The sequence below is a fragment of the uncultured Sneathiella sp. genome (assembly GCF_963973085.1).
Classification (GTDB): domain Bacteria; phylum Pseudomonadota; class Alphaproteobacteria; order Sneathiellales; family Sneathiellaceae; genus Sneathiella.
Genome location: NZ_CAXAXA010000003.1, coordinates 522,666 through 541,838 on the forward strand (window position 1 = coordinate 522,666; position 19,173 = coordinate 541,838).

A 19,173-nucleotide genomic window follows, 5' to 3' on the forward strand; every position below is an offset into this window, starting at 1 on the left:
ACCTTGATGGCTATGACAGCATGAAAAGCTTACAAAATCTGATCCGGGTTCATAAATGGAAGCTGGACGAAAAACGTCGTGAACTCGCAGATTTTGAAGAAATGCGAGAAGGCTTTTTGGCGCGGCTTCATAAGCTGGACGAAGAACTGCAGCAAGAGATCGAAATTGCCGACAAGGACCCCGAACTGGGTTTTGCTTTCGCAAGCTACGCGGCGGCGGCAAAAATACAGAGGGAGAATATCTACATTAGCATAAAAGATGTAGAGGATAAAATCGCCGCGTTAAATGAAGAGGTGGCGGAATGCTTTCAGGAACTCAAAAAGTACGAAATCGCGCTTGAGGCCCGAATGACCCGGGAAAAATATTCACGGGATCGCGCTGAGCAGACGGCTATTGATGATATGGCCATCGAATTGCATCGTCGTAAATCCGCTCCCCTGTAACCAACCGAGCGCTTGCCTGCACATATATCTGCTTCTATTTTTCTTGAATCAACCAGTGAATTAATGGTATCGAACATATCATGAACATATAGGCGGGGGCAGTGAACGTGTGGGAAAAAGCTGAAAAATTTAAGGCCCTTCACCAACGCGACAAAGCGTTCGTTCTCCCTAATCCATGGGATGTGGGATCCGCAAAGATGCTTGCTGCCCTGGGGTTTGAGGCTTTGGCGACGACAAGTGCGGGTTTCGCATTTTCGTCCGGTAAGGCGGATTCAATCGGTGAAATCAGCCGACAGGAAGCGCTGGATCATGCCGCCGAGATTATTGCGGCGACCCCGCTGCCAGTAAGTGCAGACCTTGAAAACGGGTATGGCGATGCGCCTGAAACGGTTGCAGAAACGGTTCGCCTCGCGGCGGAAATTGGACTTGCGGGCTGTACGATTGAGGATACAACCAATGACCGGGATAATCCGATTTATGATCGCTCGCTCGCTATTGAGCGGATTGCGGCAGCAGCGGAAGCTGTTGCGAAGCTTGACCGCCCTTTTATGCTGACAGCCCGCGCTGAGAATTACCTTTTCGGAAGACAGGATTTTGACGATACCCTGGCACGGCTCAGGGGGTATGAAGCTGTCGGGGCGGATGTTCTATATGCGCCGGGATTGCCTGACCTTGAAACCATATCGGAAGTTTGCCGTTCTGTTTCGCGACCTGTGAATGTCGTAGCCGGTATCGGTTTGCCGGGTGTTACGGTCGCGGAGCTGGAGAAAGCGGGTGTTCGCCGGATCAGTGCCGGGTCCGCTCTTGCCCGTGTCGCTTATGGCGCAATGATTGATGCAGCGGTAGAAATTCATGATACGGGGTCTTTTGCATCCTTTAAGTCTGCCGCCTCGTTCGCCTCGCTTGGAAAATTGATCAAGTCGGTATCGTAAAATTTTGTGCTGGTTATTTGCTGCCTATATGGCTCTCGTTTCGCGTCTTCGCTAGTTCGATCTGTTTTTGGCGATCAGAAAAGCGCTTTTTCTGGTCCTCGCTCAGACTATCATGGCAACGGGGACAGGAAACACCCTCAAGGTAGAGCGGGGATTCCTTGTCTTTCTCTGTGATCGGATAGCGGCAAGCATAGCATTGATCATAGGATCCTTTTTGAAGATCATGATTAACGGTTACCCGCTGGTCAAAAACGAAACATTCTCCTTGCCAGTTGCTTTCCGCTTTTGGGACATCTTCCAGATACTGGAGGATGCCACCTTCAAGATGGAAGACATCTTCAAACCCTTTCGATAAAAGATACGATGTGGATTTTTCGCAGCGGATTCCCCCCGTGCAGAACATCGCGACCTTTTTATCGCGGACGGGATCGAGTTTTTCTTCAACGAACTTCTTGAAGTCCCGGAAAGTTTTCGTTTCCGGGTTGAGCGCCCCCTTGAACGTTCCCACCTCGACTTCATAGTCATTGCGTGTATCGATAAGGAGAACGTCAGGGTTGCTGATCAAATTATTCCAATCTTTCGGTTTGACATAGGTGCCGACAGCCTCTCGTGGATCGAGGCCGGGCGCGCCAAGAGTCACAATCTCTTTTTTAAGGCGAACCTTCATCCGGTAAAAAGGCTGGGTTTCATTTATCGATTCCTTATGCTGCAGGCCATCGAATCTCGGATCGGCTTTCAGGTAAGCGAGAAGGGCGTCTATTGTCCCGCGCGTGCCGGATACCGTCCCGTTAATACCCTCTTCAGCCAGTAGGAGAGTGCCCTTAATGTTATTTTCACGGCAAAGAGATAGCAACTCTTGCTGCAATTTCTCAAAGTCTGGCAGTGCCACAAACTTATATAGCGCCACAATGACGTACATTTCGTTTTCCTATTCGGTCCGGTCTTGGGCGGGAATATGACGCAGCGCAGCTATTCGATCAAGATCGAAATTTCATGCTATAAAGTTCGTTATTCTGAAGTTGCTGTGAATTACCGACGGGGAGAAAAGTTTAGTGAATAGAACAGATTTTGATGATTTTTGTGCATCGCTCCCCGCGGTTGAAAATGTTGTGCAATGGGGGAACGCCTCGGTCTGGAAAGTCGGCGGTAAGATTTTTGCTATTTGCTCGCATTGGGGGCCGGGGGAGACAGAGAAGATCAGTTTTAAGTGCAGTGACCTTACTTACGCCATTCTTAGTGAGCAGGAAGGAATTGTTCCTGCTCCCTATCTGGCCCGGGCCAAATGGGTTCAACTGGTTTTAAAGGACGCCATGACGGAAGACGATATCAAGGCATATATTGAAAAAGCTTATTCGATTATCAAGGCCAAGCTGACGAAGGCAGTGCGCGCTAAGCTGGGAATTTAGAGCCTGCTCGCGTCTCTGCACTTTCTTCCCATTCCTTTAGCGGATCGATCGGGAACGGGGTGAGAGTTTTGAAGGTCAATTGTCCGTTCAACCCTGAAATTTCCATATGCTCGCTAAACAGCTTGCCAATGTGCTGCCGCATTTCCTCTTTTACATCCTTGTGACTGCGGACGGCCAGGTCAAATATTCGGTTCTTGAACAGGCCATCCAATTGTAGAGGCCCGGATGTTGTCAGGTTAAGCTCTATCAAAAAGCGCGTGGTTTCAGCCTCTCCATCAACCCCCTCCGGATTTTTGTGACGTCGATGGAACATACGGATCTGCCGTAGATTGTTTCCATCGAAAAACGGGAAATTCAGACTTTTCCAATCCTGGCCGCCATTATCGGATTGTAAACGGGAAAAGGTGGCGAAATCTTCCTCCAGTGCCTGTAGCAATGGTGTTCGCCCTGCCGCCTTCATGGCCTGAATAAAATCCTGCCCAAGCCATTTCTCGACGGACCCCAGGTTAAGGGCTGCCATGAAAAACAGCAGGCTGCTTGAAAGCTGTGAGTTTGCTTGTGGGATAACCTGACTGATTATGGTCTGGGCGACAATCGGATCCTGACGTGCAATCTGGTTTATCGCCTCGCGCAAATTACTCCAGTCACCCATCGCGTTTAGTTTCGGCATACGCGCGCTGGATTGCTGGACGTCTGTTCCGGGTAACGGGAATATATTAATCTCATCAGCGAGCGCAAACTGTACATTTGTTCCCATCACAGGGGGAGTTGTCGTGTTGTAAGAGAGCGTCCCGAGAGGGGTTTGCATGGTTACCTTGGCGAGGCCTCCGGAGTTCGGCGCATTGGCCAGAGCAACAACCGTCCCCTGCATAATTCCGGGACGTGGTGTCAAGGGAGTTGTCCCTTTTTGCGGACGGATGATCAGATTGACTTTGTCACCCTCCGTAAAGACTTGCGTGCTCTTTGATGTTTCGACCGTTACGGGAGCGCGCTGACGAACGACATCTGCCTCGACCACTGGCAATTGATTTGTGGTCGGCAGATTTGCAGAGGCAAGTGGCTCTCCCACTGGCCTGGTTGAGGCCGTTAAGGATGGACTGTGATATCGCTGATAAACGTTAAACCCCTGCGGATTGATGCGGGAGGCGGCCTCATTCTGTATTGTAGCGGCATTATTCGGCGCCACCGCCGCGATTGGCCCATTTACCGGCGGCGCCGGAGCGGTTGAGAGTTTCGCGGGGGGCGATGTTGGCGGAAGGGGGACTTCCCCCTTCACTATGGGTATCGGCGTTGCCAGTGTTTGTAGCCCGGCCTTTAATTCAAGCGGATGAAGTTGACCGACTTTTATATAACCTTCAGCGCCGGATAGCGGTTTTTCTATTGTCGGCAACAATCGCACATCAAGCGGTGGGGATAGTACCTTGCCGTTTACGTTCAGTAATCTTGCCAGTATTACTTCCTCGACCTTCATCACTTCGAAGGAGATATGGCTCCCCACAGTCAGGGAGGTTGGCGTTGTAATACGGAAATTGCCAAGCTCGGTATGCAGGATGATATTCTCATTCGATGATTTAGCCGTAACGATGGCATTGACCAACGTGGCCTCAGCGGTCGCAATCGTTGTTGGTTGCGGATTAGTTGTGGGCAGGCCGCGCTCACCTCCCGTCGGGGTAGGCGGGGTCGTAGCGCTGACTGGCCCTTGGCCGGACGCAGGAGACTTGGAACTTCCTGTAACACCCGACGAAACGCCGGAAGGTGAGCGAATACCACTCATTTTCTATAACTGCGTAATTATGCAGCTCCCTTGATGAGATAGCGAGCCAGGTTATCGATAGCGTTTGCGGCGCGGCTGGTTGGATAGCGTGTCATGAGGCCCGCCTGCGCGCGGATCGCATTTGACACCTTTTCGTCTGTTTCGATAATACCGGCGAGCGGCGGTTCAATTTTTAGGAAATTCCGGCAGGCAGTGAGGAGTTTTTCATATACCTTCTGCCCCTCGGATTCGGATTTGACCATGTTTACGAGAATGCGCAAGTCTGCGTCCGGCGTTGTCTGGGAGGTTACTTTGATATAGGCATAGGCGTCAGTGAGAGAGGTCGGATCCCCGGTTGTGACCACCAGTTTGGGGCCTGCGCCTCCAGATAATGTTCGGACAGCCTCATCAATACCTGCGCCGAGATCGAGGATGATAAAGTCGTAGCTATTACTCAGTCCGGAGAGGTCCAGACGGATTTTTTGCAGCTGACCGACTGACATGGTACCAAGTGAACCGGAACCTGATCGCCCGGCGAGAAGATCGAAACCGCCTTCTGCGTAATTAAAAATCGCGTCCTTTAATTCCATTTCACCAGTAACGACAGTAGCGAGATCCTTTTCCGGCATGATCCCGAGTTGAATGTCCACATTGGCAAGTCCCACATCTCCATCGAACAGGAGAACTTTCTTTCCAGTTTTTGCCAAGGCGTGGGTGAGGCTGACCGCCAAAATAGTTTTGCCAACTCCGCCCTTACCAGAGGCAACGGTGATCAGGTTATTGCCAGCAGGTTGCGTTGCCGGATGTATCGATGGCCGGTTACGGCGGGGGCTTTCAGTCTGGATCATGGTTTTACCTTGTCAAATTCTTTGCCGACTTCAGTGTGGGTCGGGTCTCTGAGCAGAAGCCGGGCCAGATTTACCGGATTTATAATATGCAGGCCGTTTGCAACGGATGAAGATACGCTGGCATATGAAAAGCTGAGTTTTGCCGTATGGGCGGCTGTGAAAATGCCGCCATAACGACGTGTCGTATCAAGCCGGGTTACAATCATCCGCCGAGCACCAAGTGAAGAAAAGGCTTCTGCTGTGTCGCTCATTTCTGCCGTATCGGTTCCAGCGGCCAGAACGACAACGGGTTCCGCTTTGGCGGCGATGATATATTTGGTCAGATTTGTGACTTCATCTTCGTCATGGGCGTTGACCCCGCCCGTATCTATCAGGATGTCCGCGCTCGGATCCTGCATTTTTCGCTGCACGATGGTTTTGAGTTCGTCGGCGGATTCCGCAATACCAAGGTCGAATTCCAGAATGTCGGTATAGGCTTGAAGTTGCTCTATGGCCCCTGCGCGCCGGGTGTCGGTGGTGACAAGTTGTACTGTGCGGCCATCCATTTTCGCGGCGGCGGCAAATTTGGCGATTGTGGCGGTTTTTCCGACGCCGGGCGGGCCGACAAGCATTAGCGGCGCTTTCCGCCCTGAGATCCGGGATGAGTAATTGAAATGTGTATCCAGCGCAGCAGCGAGCGCCATTGTGGTATTGTCAGTCTTGACCGATAGCGCCATACGACAAAGTTTTTCGGCCAGTTGCGTCGGGATACCGTGAAACGCCATGGATTGAACCAGTAATTCCATTTTTGGCGTAATCTTGGTGTTGTGTGCCGCCGGTGAGATTTCCGTAGGCGGAGACGCTGCTGCAGTTTCCTCTTTTACTTCGATGCCCGGTTTTTGCGGAACCGTGGGAGTTGCTTCGACTTTCCAGTCCTTGTCCCATTCCGATGCCCAGCTATTTGCGTTTGAAGGGACGGGGGCTTCCAATTGCTCAACGGCTGCCGTCAACTGAACCTCTCCGGTTTTCAGATTCTGGCTGGACAGGATGATTGCCTCCGGCCCCATTTCCAGGCGAAGCTGATTAATCGCCTTCTCCATGGTGGGGGCTGTGTAGGTCTTAATTCGCATCTACTCTACCCCCTATACCTGCGCAAGCGTTTTCAAGCGCGCCTTGGGGTGGATCTCGTTCTGCGACATGACAACGGTTGTCGGGCGGAAGCGCTCTACGATAGAGCGTACATAGGGGCGGATCGCCGGACTTGTCAGCATGACTGGATTGTGTCCCTGACTTGCCAAAGTATCGAATACTTCACGCACCCGCGCGATGAATTCCTGAAGCTGACTGGGCGCCATGGAAAGCTGACGATCATCCCCCTGACCGATGATAGCATTTGCGAAGTTTTGCTCCCATTGCGGTGTCAGGGTGATGAGCGGAATATATCCGTCCTCGGCCATATTCGTTGCTGAAATCTGCCGGGCGAGTCGGGCGCGGACATGTTCAGTGATGATATTGATGTTCTGTGAATATCCGGTTGCTTCCGAGATTCCTTCCAGAATGGTGGGCAAATCGCGAATAGAAACCCGCTCTGCAAGAAGGTTCTGCAAAATTCGTTGCACACCGCTTACGGATATGTGACTTGGGATAAGGTCTGCAATCAGCTTTTGATTGGCAGATGGTAAGTCATCGAGCAGCTTCTGTGTCTCAGCATAAGACAGAAGGTCTGGCATATGGTCTTTCAGAATTTCAGTCAGATGGGTTGTGATGACGGTTGCTGGATCGACAATCGTATACCCACGGAAGGAGGCCTCCTCCCGTTGCCCACTATCCACCCAGACGGCGGGCAGACCGAATGTCGGCTCGACCGTTTCCTCACCTGGCAGATCGATTGTCTGACCTTGTGGGTCCATGATCAGGAGATTGTTTGGACGGACATCCCCGGCTCCTGCTTCAACTTCTTTGACGCGCACGAGATAGTTATTGGCGGGCAGCTGCATATTGTCGAGAATGCGCACACTTGGCATGACAAAGCCCATCTCGCTGGCAATCTGGCGGCGCAGTGCCTTGATCTGATCGGTCAGGCGATAGCCTTCTTTATCGTTGATCAGGGAGAGCAAGCCATAGCCAAGCTCAAGGCGGAGATCATCAATTGCGAGAGCAGCGGCAATAGGCTCTTCCGCCGGAACGGCCGCCTTCTTGCTTTCAAGCATCAGCTGTTCTTCCTCAACAGCCTTGACGACCTGTCTGCGGTTGAGGACAAAGGCCGAATATCCAATGCCACCCGCAAGAATAAGAAACGGCACCATGGGCACGCCGGGGAGCAATGAAAGGCCGACCAATAGGAAGGAGCTGACACCAAGGGCGCGGGGATAGCCGCCGAGCTGCCCGAGCAGGGCCTTGTCGGTCGTGCCGACGACACCGCCGCGTGAGACCAGCAGGCCAGCGGCGATGGATACGATTAGAGCTGGCACCTGGCTGACCAGACCATCACCGACGGTGAGCAAGGTGTAGCTGTCCGCCGCTGCCGCGAAGGACATGCCTTCCTGTGCGACGCCAATAATGATACCGCCGATAACATTGATAAAGGTAATCAACAGACCGGCGATGGCATCTCCGCGAACGAATTTGGAAGCACCGTCCATGGCGCCGAAGAAACCGCTTTCATCCTCTAGATCCTTGCGCCTTTGACGGGCGGTATCTTCATTGATCATGCCTGCGGAAAGGTCGGCGTCAATCGCCATTTGCTTACCTGGCATGGCATCAAGAGAGAAGCGGGCAGCAACTTCGGCGATCCGTCCGGAACCTTTTGTAATGACGATAAAGTTTACCAGAACCAGAATAGAAAAGACGATAATACCAATAACGAAATTACCGCCCATGACAAAGCTGCCAAAGGCTTCTATGACGTGGCCAGCGGCATCGGGTCCGGTATGCCCTTCCGATAGTATAAGCCGGGTTGATGCTAAGTTAAGCGCCAGCCGCAACATCGTTGCTATCAGCAGAACCGTTGGAAAAGAGCTGAAATCAAGTGGCTTGGAGATAAACAGGCAGGTCATCAGGATCACCACGGAAAAGGTGATCGAGATTGCCAGACTGAAATCCAGGAGCCAGCTCGGCATCGGCAGGATAAGCACGATCAGGATACAGACGACCCCAAGCGCGAGGCCAATATCGCTTCGGCCGACAACTTGTACAATACGTTTTATAAAATCGTTGCTACCCGTTTGGGGAGCTGCCGTTGTTTGGGGGTCACTCATTTACTAGGCACTTTCCAGAGCATTAAATTTTTAGGACAACGGCGGTCAATCATGCCCGAACCGGGTATCGCTGCTCACTGCCGGCAGAGGGTACATTTACGCCGCCATCGGAGTAGATTTTCAGCTTGTTGCGCAAGGTACGAATTGAAATCCCTAGGATATTCGCTGCATGAGTACGGTTACCGAAACAATGATCCAGAGTGTTCAGTATCAGATCTTTCTCGACATCAGCAACTTTCCGTCCGACAAGGCCATTATCGCCCGTCATCGTGCTGGCACTAGCTGCTCCGGCATCCGAGGAATTTGCCGGTGTTGCGCTGCCGTCCGGCATCAGAATTGCTTCATCGGTAATCGTATCTCCTCGACAGAGCAGCACAGCGCGATGGATCGTATTTTCCAGCTCGCGTACATTACCTTTCCAGGGGTTTTCCTTAAGCTTTGCCAAGGCACCTTCGTCTATGTGCCGCTCGGTGAGACCATTGGATTCAGAATATTTTTTGGCAAAATGACGTGAAAGGACATCGATGTCGACAGGGCGCTGCCGAAGTGGGGGAATTTTAAGCGTTACGACATTCAGGCGGAACAACAAATCTTCACGAAAGGTTTTTTCCGCAACGGCTTCGGCAAGATCGCGGTTGGATGTTGCGATAATCCGGATATCGACAGGAACAGGCTTTGTTCCGCCAACACGATCAATCAATCTTTCCTGGATGGCGCGAAGCAGCTTGGCTTGTAGCTGGATATCCATCTCGCTTATTTCATCGAGAAGAAGCGTGCCGCCATTGGCTTCTTCAAACTTGCCGATACGGCGGGCAATCGCGCCGGTAAAGGCTCCTTTTTCATGGCCGAAAAGCTCCGACTCCAGAAGGTTTTCCGGAATTGCCGCGCAGTTAACACAAACGAAGGGCTTATCCGCACGGTTGCTGTGTGAATGCAGGTAGCTTGCCATGACTTCCTTACCTGTCCCTGTTTCACCATTGATCAGAACAGACGCGGAGGAAGGAGCAATCTGCTCAGCAAGTGCGACGACGTCTTTCATCATCGGATCAGCAAAAACAAGCCGGTTATTTTCCTGCGACACAGCCTCCAGAACGGCGGCAATGAGTTCAGGATCCGGTGGCAGTGGTAAAAATTCCTTGGCTCCGGCTCGTATGGCATTGGCGGCGGCAGTGGCATCTGCATTAACGCCACAAGCGATAACCGGAAGGTTGATCCGCTCGCTGGACAGCATGGAGACCAGATTCTTGATCGGAAGATTAACATCGATCATGGCCATATCGGCACCCTTGCCCGCGCGAAGGGAGGCCATTGCCATTTCGATATCATCCACCTGGCTCACCTTGGCGCCACGCGATATCGCGATCTGGCTGGCAGCACCAATTTGACCATTCAGTGAACCAATAATTAGCAACCTCATCGAACTACTCTCCTAAGAACTTAACTATAGTACTGCACGCGATTTGCGGGCGGCAGCAGGGTGTTTAACAACATTTCAAGACGGCGGGGATTTTCCTGTCGTCCAATTGACGCGGCGCCGAGCATGAACACACGGTTCAGCAGTACTTCCTCGGCGGAACTTCTTTCCAGTTTTGATGCCAGTGGATTAAAAAACATGTTGGCGAGCACAGCGCCGTAAAAAGTGGTGAGCAGTGCAACAGCCATTGCCGGCCCGATACTGGACGGATCATCAAGATTCCCGAGCATTTGAACCAGACCCACCAATGTCCCGATCAGGCCCATGGCGGGTGCGACCTCTGCGGCTTTTCGCAAAACGCTCGAGCCTGAATTATGGCGCTGGATCATACCATTGAGATCATTTTGCAGGATACGATTAACCTCTTCTACAGGCAGTCCGTCAACGACCAACTGAAGTGCTTTGCGCTGGAAGCTGTCATCATGAAGGGATTGAAGGTGGTTCTGCAGATGCAGCACGCCTTTCCCGCGGCATTTATCGGCGAGATCCAGCATGGAGTAGGCTGCATAGTTCGGCGTTACCGTACGCGTGAACAGGGCATTGAAAACCAGTTTCTGGGCGCGAATGATGTCAGACAGGGAAAAGCTGATCGTCGTGACGAGAAAGGTTCCGCCCAGCACGAGCAGAACTGACGGCAAATTGAAGAATGAGCCGATCGATCCGCCGAGCAGAACAGCTCCGGTCACCAGCGTAAAGCTGCCAAACAAGCCGAAAACTGTTGCAAAATCAATTTTATTCACAGTACTACCCGTTTACTAGCGGCGATCAGCCTTGATGATTTCCGTCATGGTGACGCCGAGGCGATCTTCCACAACGACGACTTCGCCGCGGGCAACCAGCCGGTTGTTTACATATATATCGATGGCCTCACCAACCTTGCGGTCGAGTTCAATGACAGCGCCACGTCCCAATTTCAGGAGCTGGCTGACACGCATGCGCGATTTTCCGAGAACTGCGGTGACATGTACGGGTATGTCGAAGACAGCCTCGAGATCCGATGCTGTTCGTGCGATTTCCGTATCGTCTTCGGCTTCAAAACTATCCGCCATGGCGTTCGCGTCGGTGTCATCCGGGACTGTCATTTCCTGATCGGGCGCCGGGGTTCTGCCTAAATCCTCAAGATCGAGCTCTTCATCATCTGCCACGTTCTTACTCCTTAAAACTGATCAGCTGTCGGCTGATCTGAATAACTATTATCTTCATGATTTGCTGTTCCGGTTGACCGGATAAAGCGATTGATTGCGTTTTCCAGACGTTGCTGAATATCTTCAAGTCGGCGTTCGGTTCCGCCGTCGGCCCATTCGATCCGACAGTCGCCGCCATGTTTGGTGTCATCCGGAAGCAGGATCAGTTTCCCCTGAAACCCCGTTGCCAGGGTAATTTCCTCGATCTTGCCTGATATATTCTGGCAGGTTGTTTCGCTTGCCCGGACAACAATCCTTGGCTCGTCCTGAAGATCCACCAGGCTTTCCTCAATCAGTTTGCGGACCTCTGCTTCAGGGGCAAGCTCTATGAGGGCTGGCGCAAGTTTAGATGCAATTACCAGAGCCAGATTTGCGGCATCCTGCTTCACGCCGGCTACTCTGATTTCGTGGTTTTCTAGAAGCTGACCCAACTGACTATTGATCTCGATAATTGTATCATTGATTGCGGATTCGACGCCTTTCAGGGATTGCCCTTGACCTTGAAGTACTCCGTTCTCGAAGGCTTCCGCCTTCAATGCAGTAACATCGCTTTCCGTGTATACCGGCTTTTCACTTACGACAGGCTGGGATTCAGCCTTTTTCGGCGTGGTACTCGCGCCGAACTCGGTATCGAACAGAAATCTGGAAGCAGAACTCATGGTTGCTTGTATCCTAATAAATTAGTTCGTCGTCGCCGCCGCTATCGGCAAGCATGATTTCGCCGCTATCCGCGAGCTCCTTGGCGATATTGACGATTTCCATTTGTGCTTCGTCTACGTCTTTGAGACGCACTGGGCCCATCGCTTCCATATCTTCACGGAGAATTTTCGCGGCCCTTTCAGACATATTCGTAAAGAACAGATCCCGCAGGCTTTCCGAAGCTCCCTTCAGGCAGATACCCAGACGTTCCTTGTCGACATTGCGAAGCAGCGTTTGCACACCCGCCGGATCAAGCTTGAGCAGGTCTTCAAAGGTAAACATCAGAGCCTTGATTTTCTCGGCGGAGTCGCGATTGCGCTCTTCCAGCGCTGAAATAAAGCGCCCTTCTGTGTTGCGATCGAAGTTGTTAAAAATCTCGGCCATCATTTCATGGCTGTCCCGCTTGTTGGTTTTTGCAAGATTGCTCATAAATTCGCTACGCAGGGTATCTTCGATTTTGTCGAGGACTTCCTTTTGCACAGATTCCATCTGCAACATCCGGTTGACCACTTCCAGGGAGAAATCCTCTGGCAGGGTGGAAAGCACCTTGGCGGCATGGCCGGGATTGATTTTGCTCATGACTACGGCGACGGTTTGCGGATATTCATTTTTCAAGTAGTTCGCCAGCACCTGTTCATTAACATTGGCAAGCTTATCCCACATCGTCCGGCCAGCAGGCCCGCGGATTTCTTCCATGATGCCTTCAACCTTATCGCCAGCGAGTGCCTTCATGAGAAGACGCTCCGTTGCTTCATAGCTGCCGACAATATTTCCAGTTGAGGAAATCTTGCTCGCAAATTCAACGAACAAGGCCTCCATGACATCTGAGGAAACCGAGCCGAGATTGGACATTGCCTGAGAAATTTCCTTGATTTCCTCTTCATCAAGGCGGGTCCAGAGTTCCTTGGTATGATCGTCACCAAGGGCCAGCATCATTACAGCGGCCTTGTCCGGCCCGTTCAAATGTTTTGAATCGCTAATTATCATGAAATGACGTTCCCTTACGCGTCGTGATAGAGCCAGCTACGAAGAATAGAAATTGCTTCGTCTGGATGTTTGTCAACGATTTCGCTGACCTTGTTGAGTGCCGAAGTTTTGACCTGGCCGTCGACCTTGTCGATGTCAATCATGCTATCGACTTCATTGAGGGTTTCAGCATGAGAGGCGTTGTTGCTGTTGCCCTGACCATTTGCGATAGCCGGTACAGAACCACCGCCAGATAGCGCGCCGGCAGCGGCAGCTCCTCCGGGCCCTGCAAGTGCAGGGGTAGCGCCGCCCACTGTTAGTGCACGATTGAGCAGCGGTCGGACAACCAGCAAAAGCGCCAGCATGGCGACGATGACAAGTACGCCCATTTCACCCATCTTGAAGAGATCAGCTTTTGTCAATCCCATGAAGATCTCGTCCGTCACAATTTCTTCATCAGAGAACGGCACGATCACCTCTGCAAAAGGCATATTGACAACTTCGACCACATCGCCGCGCTCTTCGTTATATCCGATTGCAGATTTGACCAGACGGCTGACCTGGGTCAGGGCCTCTTCATTGAGAGACTCATATGTCCGGGTTCCGTCTTCCGCAATTTCCGAGCGGCCATTAACAAGTACGGCTACGGTCAGGCGGCGTACAGGACCGGATTCCCGCACCTCAGTCGTAATGGTTTTAGATATTTCATAGTTGACTGTTTCTTCGGATCGCGAAGAAGCATTCTTGGAACTTGATCCGGTACCCGTATCGGCCCCGGCTTCTGGCAGGTTGTTTGCCACTGACACCGCCTGATCCCCGGCGATGCCTTCGTTCGCCGTACTGTTTTCTTCAACAAGTTGGGAGGATCGTACAACCTGGCTGTCCGGATCATATGTTTCCGACTGGATTGTACGCTGGTCGAAATCCATGACAGCGCTGACTTCGGCGCGGACATTGCCTGACCCCAGGGACTTCTCCAGGAGCTGTTCGATTTGTTCTTTAAGGCGGCTTTCATAGGCGACACGCTTGAAGTCCGTTTGGCTGATACCTGTGCCGGGTGTTTCCTTGCCATCACCCCGCGCCAACAAATTGCCATTCTCATCCACGATCGAGATATGCGATGGAGACAATGAAGGGACAGCGGAGGCCGTTATATGCTGTACAGCGGAAATCTGGTCATCCGTAAGCCGTCCGCGGCCGTTCAGTTTCAGAACGATTGACGCGCTGGCCTCTCGCTTGTCGCGACTGAAAACTTCACGCTTCGGAAGGACGAGATGTACCCGTGCCGCCGAAACATTATTCAGTGCGCGGATGGTGCGGGCAAGCTCGCCTTCCAGCGCACGGACGAAATTCACATTCTGGACGAAGCTTGTGGTTCCGAACGTGTCAGAATTGTCGAATATTTCGTAGCCGACGGATCCCCCGTTCGGCAACCCGACTTCCGCCATTTTAAGGCGGATCAACGCGACCTGATCGTCGGGGATTAGAACGTCGCGTCCGTTTGCGGAAATCTTGAAAGGGATGTTTTCCGTTTCAAGCTTTGAGACAATTGCGGCAGAATCCGCCGCTTCAAGCCCACCATAAAGCAAGGCGTAATCCGGGCTGCTGATACGGGTCGCCATTAGCATGATCAATGCAATCAATCCAACGGCGACGCCACCCAGTATGACGACCCTGACTGTTCCCAAACTTTGCAGAAGCTGGCTTATTCCGTTCACGTAGGTGCCTCACTCAATTAAAATAAACGTAAAAGTTATTCGACTTCGTGAACGATACGATGAGTAGATAAACAACTGGTTAACAGCGGGCAAAATTTGCCGGGTGAGCGGAAAAATTTGCCTAGTTGCATTGGTGATCGTTTGCGACATATGAAAAAGGCCCTTGGCAGAAGCAGCTGCAGGGCAAAATAAAAGCCCGGTATGTCAACCGGGCTTTTCAGAAAAAGATACTAACAAGTAGCTTAACTAGTCATTTTTATAAATCTGGTCATTCGGACGGTATTCCTGGATCCGGGTTGTCCGAAGGCCTGGCAGGCCATGCTTGTCGATCGCCTTTTGCCAGGATAAAAATTCTTCGACGGAAAGCGTGTAGCGCCGACACGCATCGTCCAGGCTGATCAATCCGCCACGAACGGCGGCAACGACTTCTGCCTTCCGCCGGATCACCCACCTCTTGGTGTCCTTTGGCGGCAGATCGTGAATCGTCATTGGCTGACCATCCAGACCAATAATCCGACTTATTTTGCGGTCCATTTGCGACTGCATCTGCACACTACCTCATACTTACATTGTGTCTTGAACTGAGATCATATGCCTATCGATTTAACAAACAGCTAATGAGGTTGGTTAATTTTATCTTCATGGCGGGACTGGCAGTTTTCCGCCATGAAGATATCGATTAAAGGCGTCTATCAGCTACCGTTTCAAACGGATCAACTCTTCCAGCATTTCATCTGCTGTGGTGATGATCTTGCCGGCAGCAGAGTAGGACCGCTGAGTGACGATCATGCGAGTAAATTCTTCAGCAATATCCACTGTGGAAGCCTCGGTTGCGGAGGAAATGATCTTTCCGGCGCCGCCAATTGTTGCCTCGCGAAGTGTAAATGTGCCGGACTCCGGTGTTTCGTCAAAAGCATTGCCGTCGCGATTTTGTAATCCATTTGGATTTGCGAAGGTCGCAATCGGAATCTTGTAGATTTCTTTTGACGTACCGTTATCAAACTTCGCGATCACCGTGCCTTGCTCATTGATAAAAACTGATTCAAAGGCACCAAAAAGGGCTCCGTTTACGTCAGAGGAAACCAGTTGAGAGATAGAACCGGACTGTGTAAAACCATCGGAAAGGCCATCGTTACCAAAGTTCAGATTGACGGCCTGCGGGCTGCCGATACCCATGCTTGCGGCCCAGGGAATATTGATGGTATTGCTCAGTGTCGTGGCACTCATATCCAGTGTGCCATCGGTATTAAACGCAACAATGGCAGATGTTAGCATGTCTTCCACGCCATCGTTATCGGTATCCGCGGTTACTTCGACAGTCCATTCGTTTGGCGTCACACCCGAACCGGTTCTCAGAAAATTGTACGTCATGGTATGGGCGGAGCCCAGGCTATCATATATCTGGAAGGACCGGACGAAATGTGGTTCAGTTGTACCGGCCGTCATGTCTCCTGCCACATATCCGGGGCCGAAGCTCGTTTGATTGGAGGACAAATTTGCTTGCAGGTTGATGTTTGATGTTGCTTCTGCGTTACCTGTAAGGCCGGTCACATTGGCTGGCGTCAGTGCGGCAAGGTCTGATCGGTTGGCCGGGATATTGCCGTTTGCATCAATTTCCCAACCTTGCAGATAATAACCCTGCGCATTACGAAGCAAACCCGTTGCATCCGGTTCAAATGTACCGGCGCGAGTGAAAACATAGTTTCCGCCTGTCGCCGTCGGGTTGGGTGTGCCCGTTACAACGAAGAAGCCGTCGCCAGCAATTGCCATATGGGTGTCGGTGTTTGATCCTGTTACCAGTCCTTGCCGATCCACTTGTGAGCGCGGATGAACTTGAACGCCGCCTGCGGAGTATGTCGTGTCCGTCGCACTCTCAGTCACGAGAGTGGAAAACAAAGCGCTGGTACCCTTGTAACCGATTGTATTAGTATTCGAAATATTGTCCGAGATCGTTGCCATCGCCGTTGACTGCGCGGCCAATCCCGAAACACCGGAAAACATTGCTGCTGTTAAACTCATTTCATCTCTCCTATTTTACCGCCCGCCTAATATTTGGCGAAAGCGTTCTGGGTTAGCCGCGTTCAAGCGGACGGATCAGTTGTCTGTGGTTGCGTTACGGATGTAATATAGCCAAGCCCTATCGGGACATCGCCCACCTTAAGGACGGTTTCACCATTTACAGTGTCAATACTGGTGGCAATTCCTTTGAAACTGTAGTCGACGTTAATGTCGCCTCCGCCCTCGGTTTCTGCGGTTACAACAAGATAATATGCGCCGTCTTCGGCAGTGGTGCCGCTATTGGTTGTTCCGTCCCAATTATATTGCTGGGCGCCGGCCGCGGCAGAATCTTCGGTTTTAGAGTAAACGATAGAACCATCCTGATTATAAATATCGTACTTCACTTTCGCCGCGCTGCTGCCAAGATCGATATTCCAGGTAGCCTCGCTATCGCTCAACGCCGATACATTCAGGTTAGTCGTGACAGACTTTCCGAGATAGTTGATCATTGAAGCCGACAGTGCATTTTCTTGCGACATTTGTGTTAGTTTAACCAGAGATTCCAGATTCTGGTTCGTCGCAATTGCCTGTTCGACAGAAGTAAAGTTTACAAGCTGATTAGTAAACTCCGTTGAATCTGTCGGATTAAGCGGATCCTGATTAGTCAGCTGCGTTGTCAGCAACGTCAGAAAGTCGTCAAAATTACTCGCCAGATTTGTCGCTGCCTTACTTGCGGCGCTATTCTGGGCTTGGGACGTCGAAGTTATTTCCGGCATGTTGAAATCTCACTTTTTGGAAATTAGTTCACTAAAATCAAACTTGTATATCAAGGCTACCGTCGCCATTGATTCCGCTAGATAGCGGTTGTTGTGGCAGCATTGAAAAATCGCTCTCATCGATTCCTTCGCCGAGCGGCAGATCAAGATCAGCGAAGTTTCTTCCTTCACCCTGTGTGTCCTGACGAAGCCCGAAATTAAGGCCGTTGGATCCGGTATCGAAGCCGGCGTCCTGAAGGGCTTTCTCCAGAGTGCGGGCATCGCGTTGCAACATATCGAGGGTTTCCTGCTTGTCCACGGAGATAACTGCGAGGACACGTCCGTCATGACCAATGTCGAGCTTTACTTCCACTCGCCCTAGTTCGGAAGGATGGAGGCTGATCTTGATCCGGTCATGCCCCTCCTTTATCGCTGTACTTATCTGTGTGGAGACTTGCTCCGCCACGGGCAGATGTGCAGAGGCTCTGGCTGCATTTGCCGCCTGACTGGCAGTATTTGTCGCCGTTGCCTCAACGCCCTGAACGGAACCTGTGGGCGCTGTCGGCATAGTCGGATTAGTCGCTTCCGTCGGAAGGCCGCCGGCATTTGCCGAAACAGTTGGTGTTATCTGTGGGACGGTGCCGTCTGCATTATTTGCCGTTCCGGGAAGCGCGCTCATGACTGGAGTGGTCGCATTGCCGACCATAGAAGCGGTAACCAGGTTCGTGCTGCTGGCAAGGGTTGACTGAAAGCTTTGTGATTGTGATGCGCTGTTCAGGCTGATTTTACCTTTTCCGTCCTGCAGCATCTCCGCAATTTTTGCAGAAAGGATATCCTTTTCGCTCATTTTCGCCTCAGACTGCGTTCGAACGGCAACCAATACATCGGAGGCTGTTGGAGCCGGTTTGGGCTCTGGCACGCCGATTGTAGCAGCTTTTTCTGTGCTAGGAGGCGTTGCGGCATTATTCTTGACAGGCTTTTCTGTTGCTGCAGCTGCAGCTGCAGCTGCAGGGGCAGCCACCTGCGCAGCGACTTCAGCCTGAACCTTTACGGGCTTTACTGGATTGCCGTTCGCCATGACAGGAATTGTTTCTGCTTTGGACGTATCTGGCTTGCCATCCGGTCTGACATTTGGCTTGGAGACTGCGGCAGCTGTTATGTCGATTGCAGTTTCAATGGTGCTCTGGGCTGTTGGCCGTGCAGTCTGGGCATACCCATGTTCAGGCATGGCTTGTGGTGCAGTGGTAACTGATGTTGGTACGACCGGTACGGCAGGGGTCGCGCTCGCAACTGATGCTGCCTTTGCTTCAGTGGCTGATGCCTTCTGGTCAGTTACCGGCGTGGCAGCTTCGGTCGTGGAGTCACGGGATGCGACGTGAGCGGACTCCTCTGCAGGTGCATCCTGCTCAGTCTGCTTCCCCGCAGCCGGTTCCTGCTTTTCCGCGACCGGTTCAGCCTGGATGGGTTCCTTTTTAGCGAGTGCTTCCTGTTTTGGAGCAGGTTCGTTCAAGAAGGTCGCGAAATCATCACTCTCTTCTTTACGCGGTTCACTCTCGCGTCGCGGCGGCTCTTTTGTCGTCCCGATGATTTGCCCAATATCCATGGCGTGTCTCACATTCATTTCATTGTTACCGCCAAGCGCGGTTTACTCGTCCCTGTATGAAGCAAACTTTGGGCCAGTTTTTTAAAATTAAAAAAAAGTAGTTAAAACAATTAGATAAGATTCATTGGAGCTAGTCGGAAAGGCAATTTCGTCCTGTT

General features: G+C 51.7%; 18 protein-coding genes. 3 read left to right on the forward strand and 15 right to left on the reverse strand.

All coding sequences use genetic code 11. The annotated features are described in order from the left end of the window. The first annotated feature begins 20 nt into the window (after positions 1–20). Entirely contained in the window at positions 21–443 is a 423-nt protein-coding gene (locus tag AACZ19_RS10435; RefSeq protein WP_339633641.1) for a hypothetical protein, read from the forward strand. A 107-nt stretch (positions 444–550) separates the two neighbouring features. Then, the gene (locus AACZ19_RS10440) at positions 551–1,375 is read left to right on the forward strand and encodes an isocitrate lyase/phosphoenolpyruvate mutase family protein (protein WP_339633742.1); all 825 of its coding nucleotides are present in this window, start codon (positions 551–553) and stop codon (positions 1,373–1,375) included. Between the two features lie 13 nt (positions 1,376–1,388). Here AACZ19_RS10440 and AACZ19_RS10445 read toward each other — a convergent pair whose 3' ends face one another. Beyond that, on the reverse strand, positions 1,389–2,294 hold the full coding sequence (locus tag AACZ19_RS10445) for a rhodanese-related sulfurtransferase (protein ID WP_339633644.1): 906 nt from the start codon (positions 2,292–2,294) through the stop codon (positions 1,389–1,391). A gap of 133 nt (positions 2,295–2,427) precedes the next feature. Here AACZ19_RS10445 and AACZ19_RS10450 point away from each other — a divergent pair, with 133 nt between their 5' ends. Further along, on the forward strand, positions 2,428–2,781 hold the full coding sequence (locus tag AACZ19_RS10450; RefSeq protein ID WP_339633646.1) for an MmcQ/YjbR family DNA-binding protein: 354 nt from the start codon (positions 2,428–2,430) through the stop codon (positions 2,779–2,781). On the opposite strand, the gene AACZ19_RS10455 is transcribed toward AACZ19_RS10450, so the two are convergent. The 14 genes from AACZ19_RS10455 to AACZ19_RS10520 all read right to left on the reverse strand — a co-directional run bounded on the left by AACZ19_RS10455 (position 2,765) and on the right by AACZ19_RS10520 (position 19,015). After that, positions 2,765–4,555: a hypothetical protein gene (locus tag AACZ19_RS10455; RefSeq protein ID WP_339633648.1), complete on the reverse strand. Its 1,791-nt coding sequence runs from the start codon at positions 4,553–4,555 to the stop codon at positions 2,765–2,767. The genes AACZ19_RS10450 and AACZ19_RS10455 overlap by 17 nt on opposite strands. 17 nt (positions 4,556–4,572) lie before the next feature. After that, positions 4,573–5,382, reverse strand: a complete 810-nt coding sequence (locus AACZ19_RS10460) for a MinD/ParA family protein (RefSeq protein ID WP_339633650.1) — start codon at positions 5,380–5,382, stop codon at positions 4,573–4,575. Then, complete coding sequence (locus AACZ19_RS10465) at positions 5,379–6,491, reverse strand: hypothetical protein (protein ID WP_339633652.1); 1,113 nt, start codon at positions 6,489–6,491, stop codon at positions 5,379–5,381. The genes AACZ19_RS10460 and AACZ19_RS10465 overlap by 4 nt, the downstream gene beginning before the upstream one ends. Positions 6,492–6,503: 12 nt before the next feature. After that, complete coding sequence (gene flhA, locus AACZ19_RS10470; protein ID WP_339633654.1) at positions 6,504–8,618, reverse strand: flagellar biosynthesis protein FlhA; 2,115 nt, start codon at positions 8,616–8,618, stop codon at positions 6,504–6,506. Positions 8,619–8,667: 49 nt separating this feature from the next. Continuing rightward, the gene (locus tag AACZ19_RS10475; RefSeq protein ID WP_339633656.1) at positions 8,668–10,035 is read right to left on the reverse strand and encodes a sigma-54 dependent transcriptional regulator; all 1,368 of its coding nucleotides are present in this window, start codon (positions 10,033–10,035) and stop codon (positions 8,668–8,670) included. Between the two features lie 20 nt (positions 10,036–10,055). Continuing rightward, the gene (locus tag AACZ19_RS10480) at positions 10,056–10,832 is read right to left on the reverse strand and encodes a MotA/TolQ/ExbB proton channel family protein (RefSeq protein ID WP_339633658.1); all 777 of its coding nucleotides are present in this window, start codon (positions 10,830–10,832) and stop codon (positions 10,056–10,058) included. 15 nt (positions 10,833–10,847) lie between these two features. Further along, entirely contained in the window at positions 10,848–11,237 is a 390-nt protein-coding gene (gene fliN / locus AACZ19_RS10485) for a flagellar motor switch protein FliN (protein ID WP_339633661.1), read from the reverse strand. An 11-nt stretch (positions 11,238–11,248) separates the two neighbouring features. Next, positions 11,249–11,935 (reverse strand): hypothetical protein, encoded by a 687-nt coding sequence (locus AACZ19_RS10490; RefSeq protein WP_339633663.1) that lies wholly within the window; start codon positions 11,933–11,935, stop codon positions 11,249–11,251. Positions 11,936–11,948: 13 nt separating this feature from the next. Next, positions 11,949–12,962, reverse strand: coding sequence for a flagellar motor switch protein FliG (fliG, locus tag AACZ19_RS10495; RefSeq protein WP_339633665.1), 1,014 nt, complete (start codon positions 12,960–12,962; stop codon positions 11,949–11,951). A 14-nt stretch (positions 12,963–12,976) separates the two neighbouring features. Continuing rightward, a complete protein-coding gene (fliF, locus tag AACZ19_RS10500) occupies positions 12,977–14,659 on the reverse strand; it encodes a flagellar basal-body MS-ring/collar protein FliF (RefSeq protein WP_339633667.1) in 1,683 nt (560 codons plus the stop codon). A gap of 246 nt (positions 14,660–14,905) precedes the next feature. Next, the gene (locus AACZ19_RS10505; protein ID WP_339633668.1) at positions 14,906–15,205 is read right to left on the reverse strand and encodes a DUF1153 domain-containing protein; all 300 of its coding nucleotides are present in this window, start codon (positions 15,203–15,205) and stop codon (positions 14,906–14,908) included. Between the two features lie 150 nt (positions 15,206–15,355). Next, positions 15,356–16,678, reverse strand: coding sequence for a flagellar hook protein FlgE (gene flgE, locus AACZ19_RS10510; protein ID WP_339633670.1), 1,323 nt, complete (start codon positions 16,676–16,678; stop codon positions 15,356–15,358). A 62-nt stretch (positions 16,679–16,740) separates the two neighbouring features. Beyond that, complete coding sequence (locus AACZ19_RS10515; RefSeq protein ID WP_339633672.1) at positions 16,741–17,433, reverse strand: flagellar hook capping FlgD N-terminal domain-containing protein; 693 nt, start codon at positions 17,431–17,433, stop codon at positions 16,741–16,743. A 37-nt stretch (positions 17,434–17,470) separates the two neighbouring features. Next, entirely contained in the window at positions 17,471–19,015 is a 1,545-nt protein-coding gene (locus AACZ19_RS10520) for a flagellar hook-length control protein FliK (protein ID WP_339633673.1), read from the reverse strand. Positions 19,016–19,173: the final 158 nt, after the last annotated feature.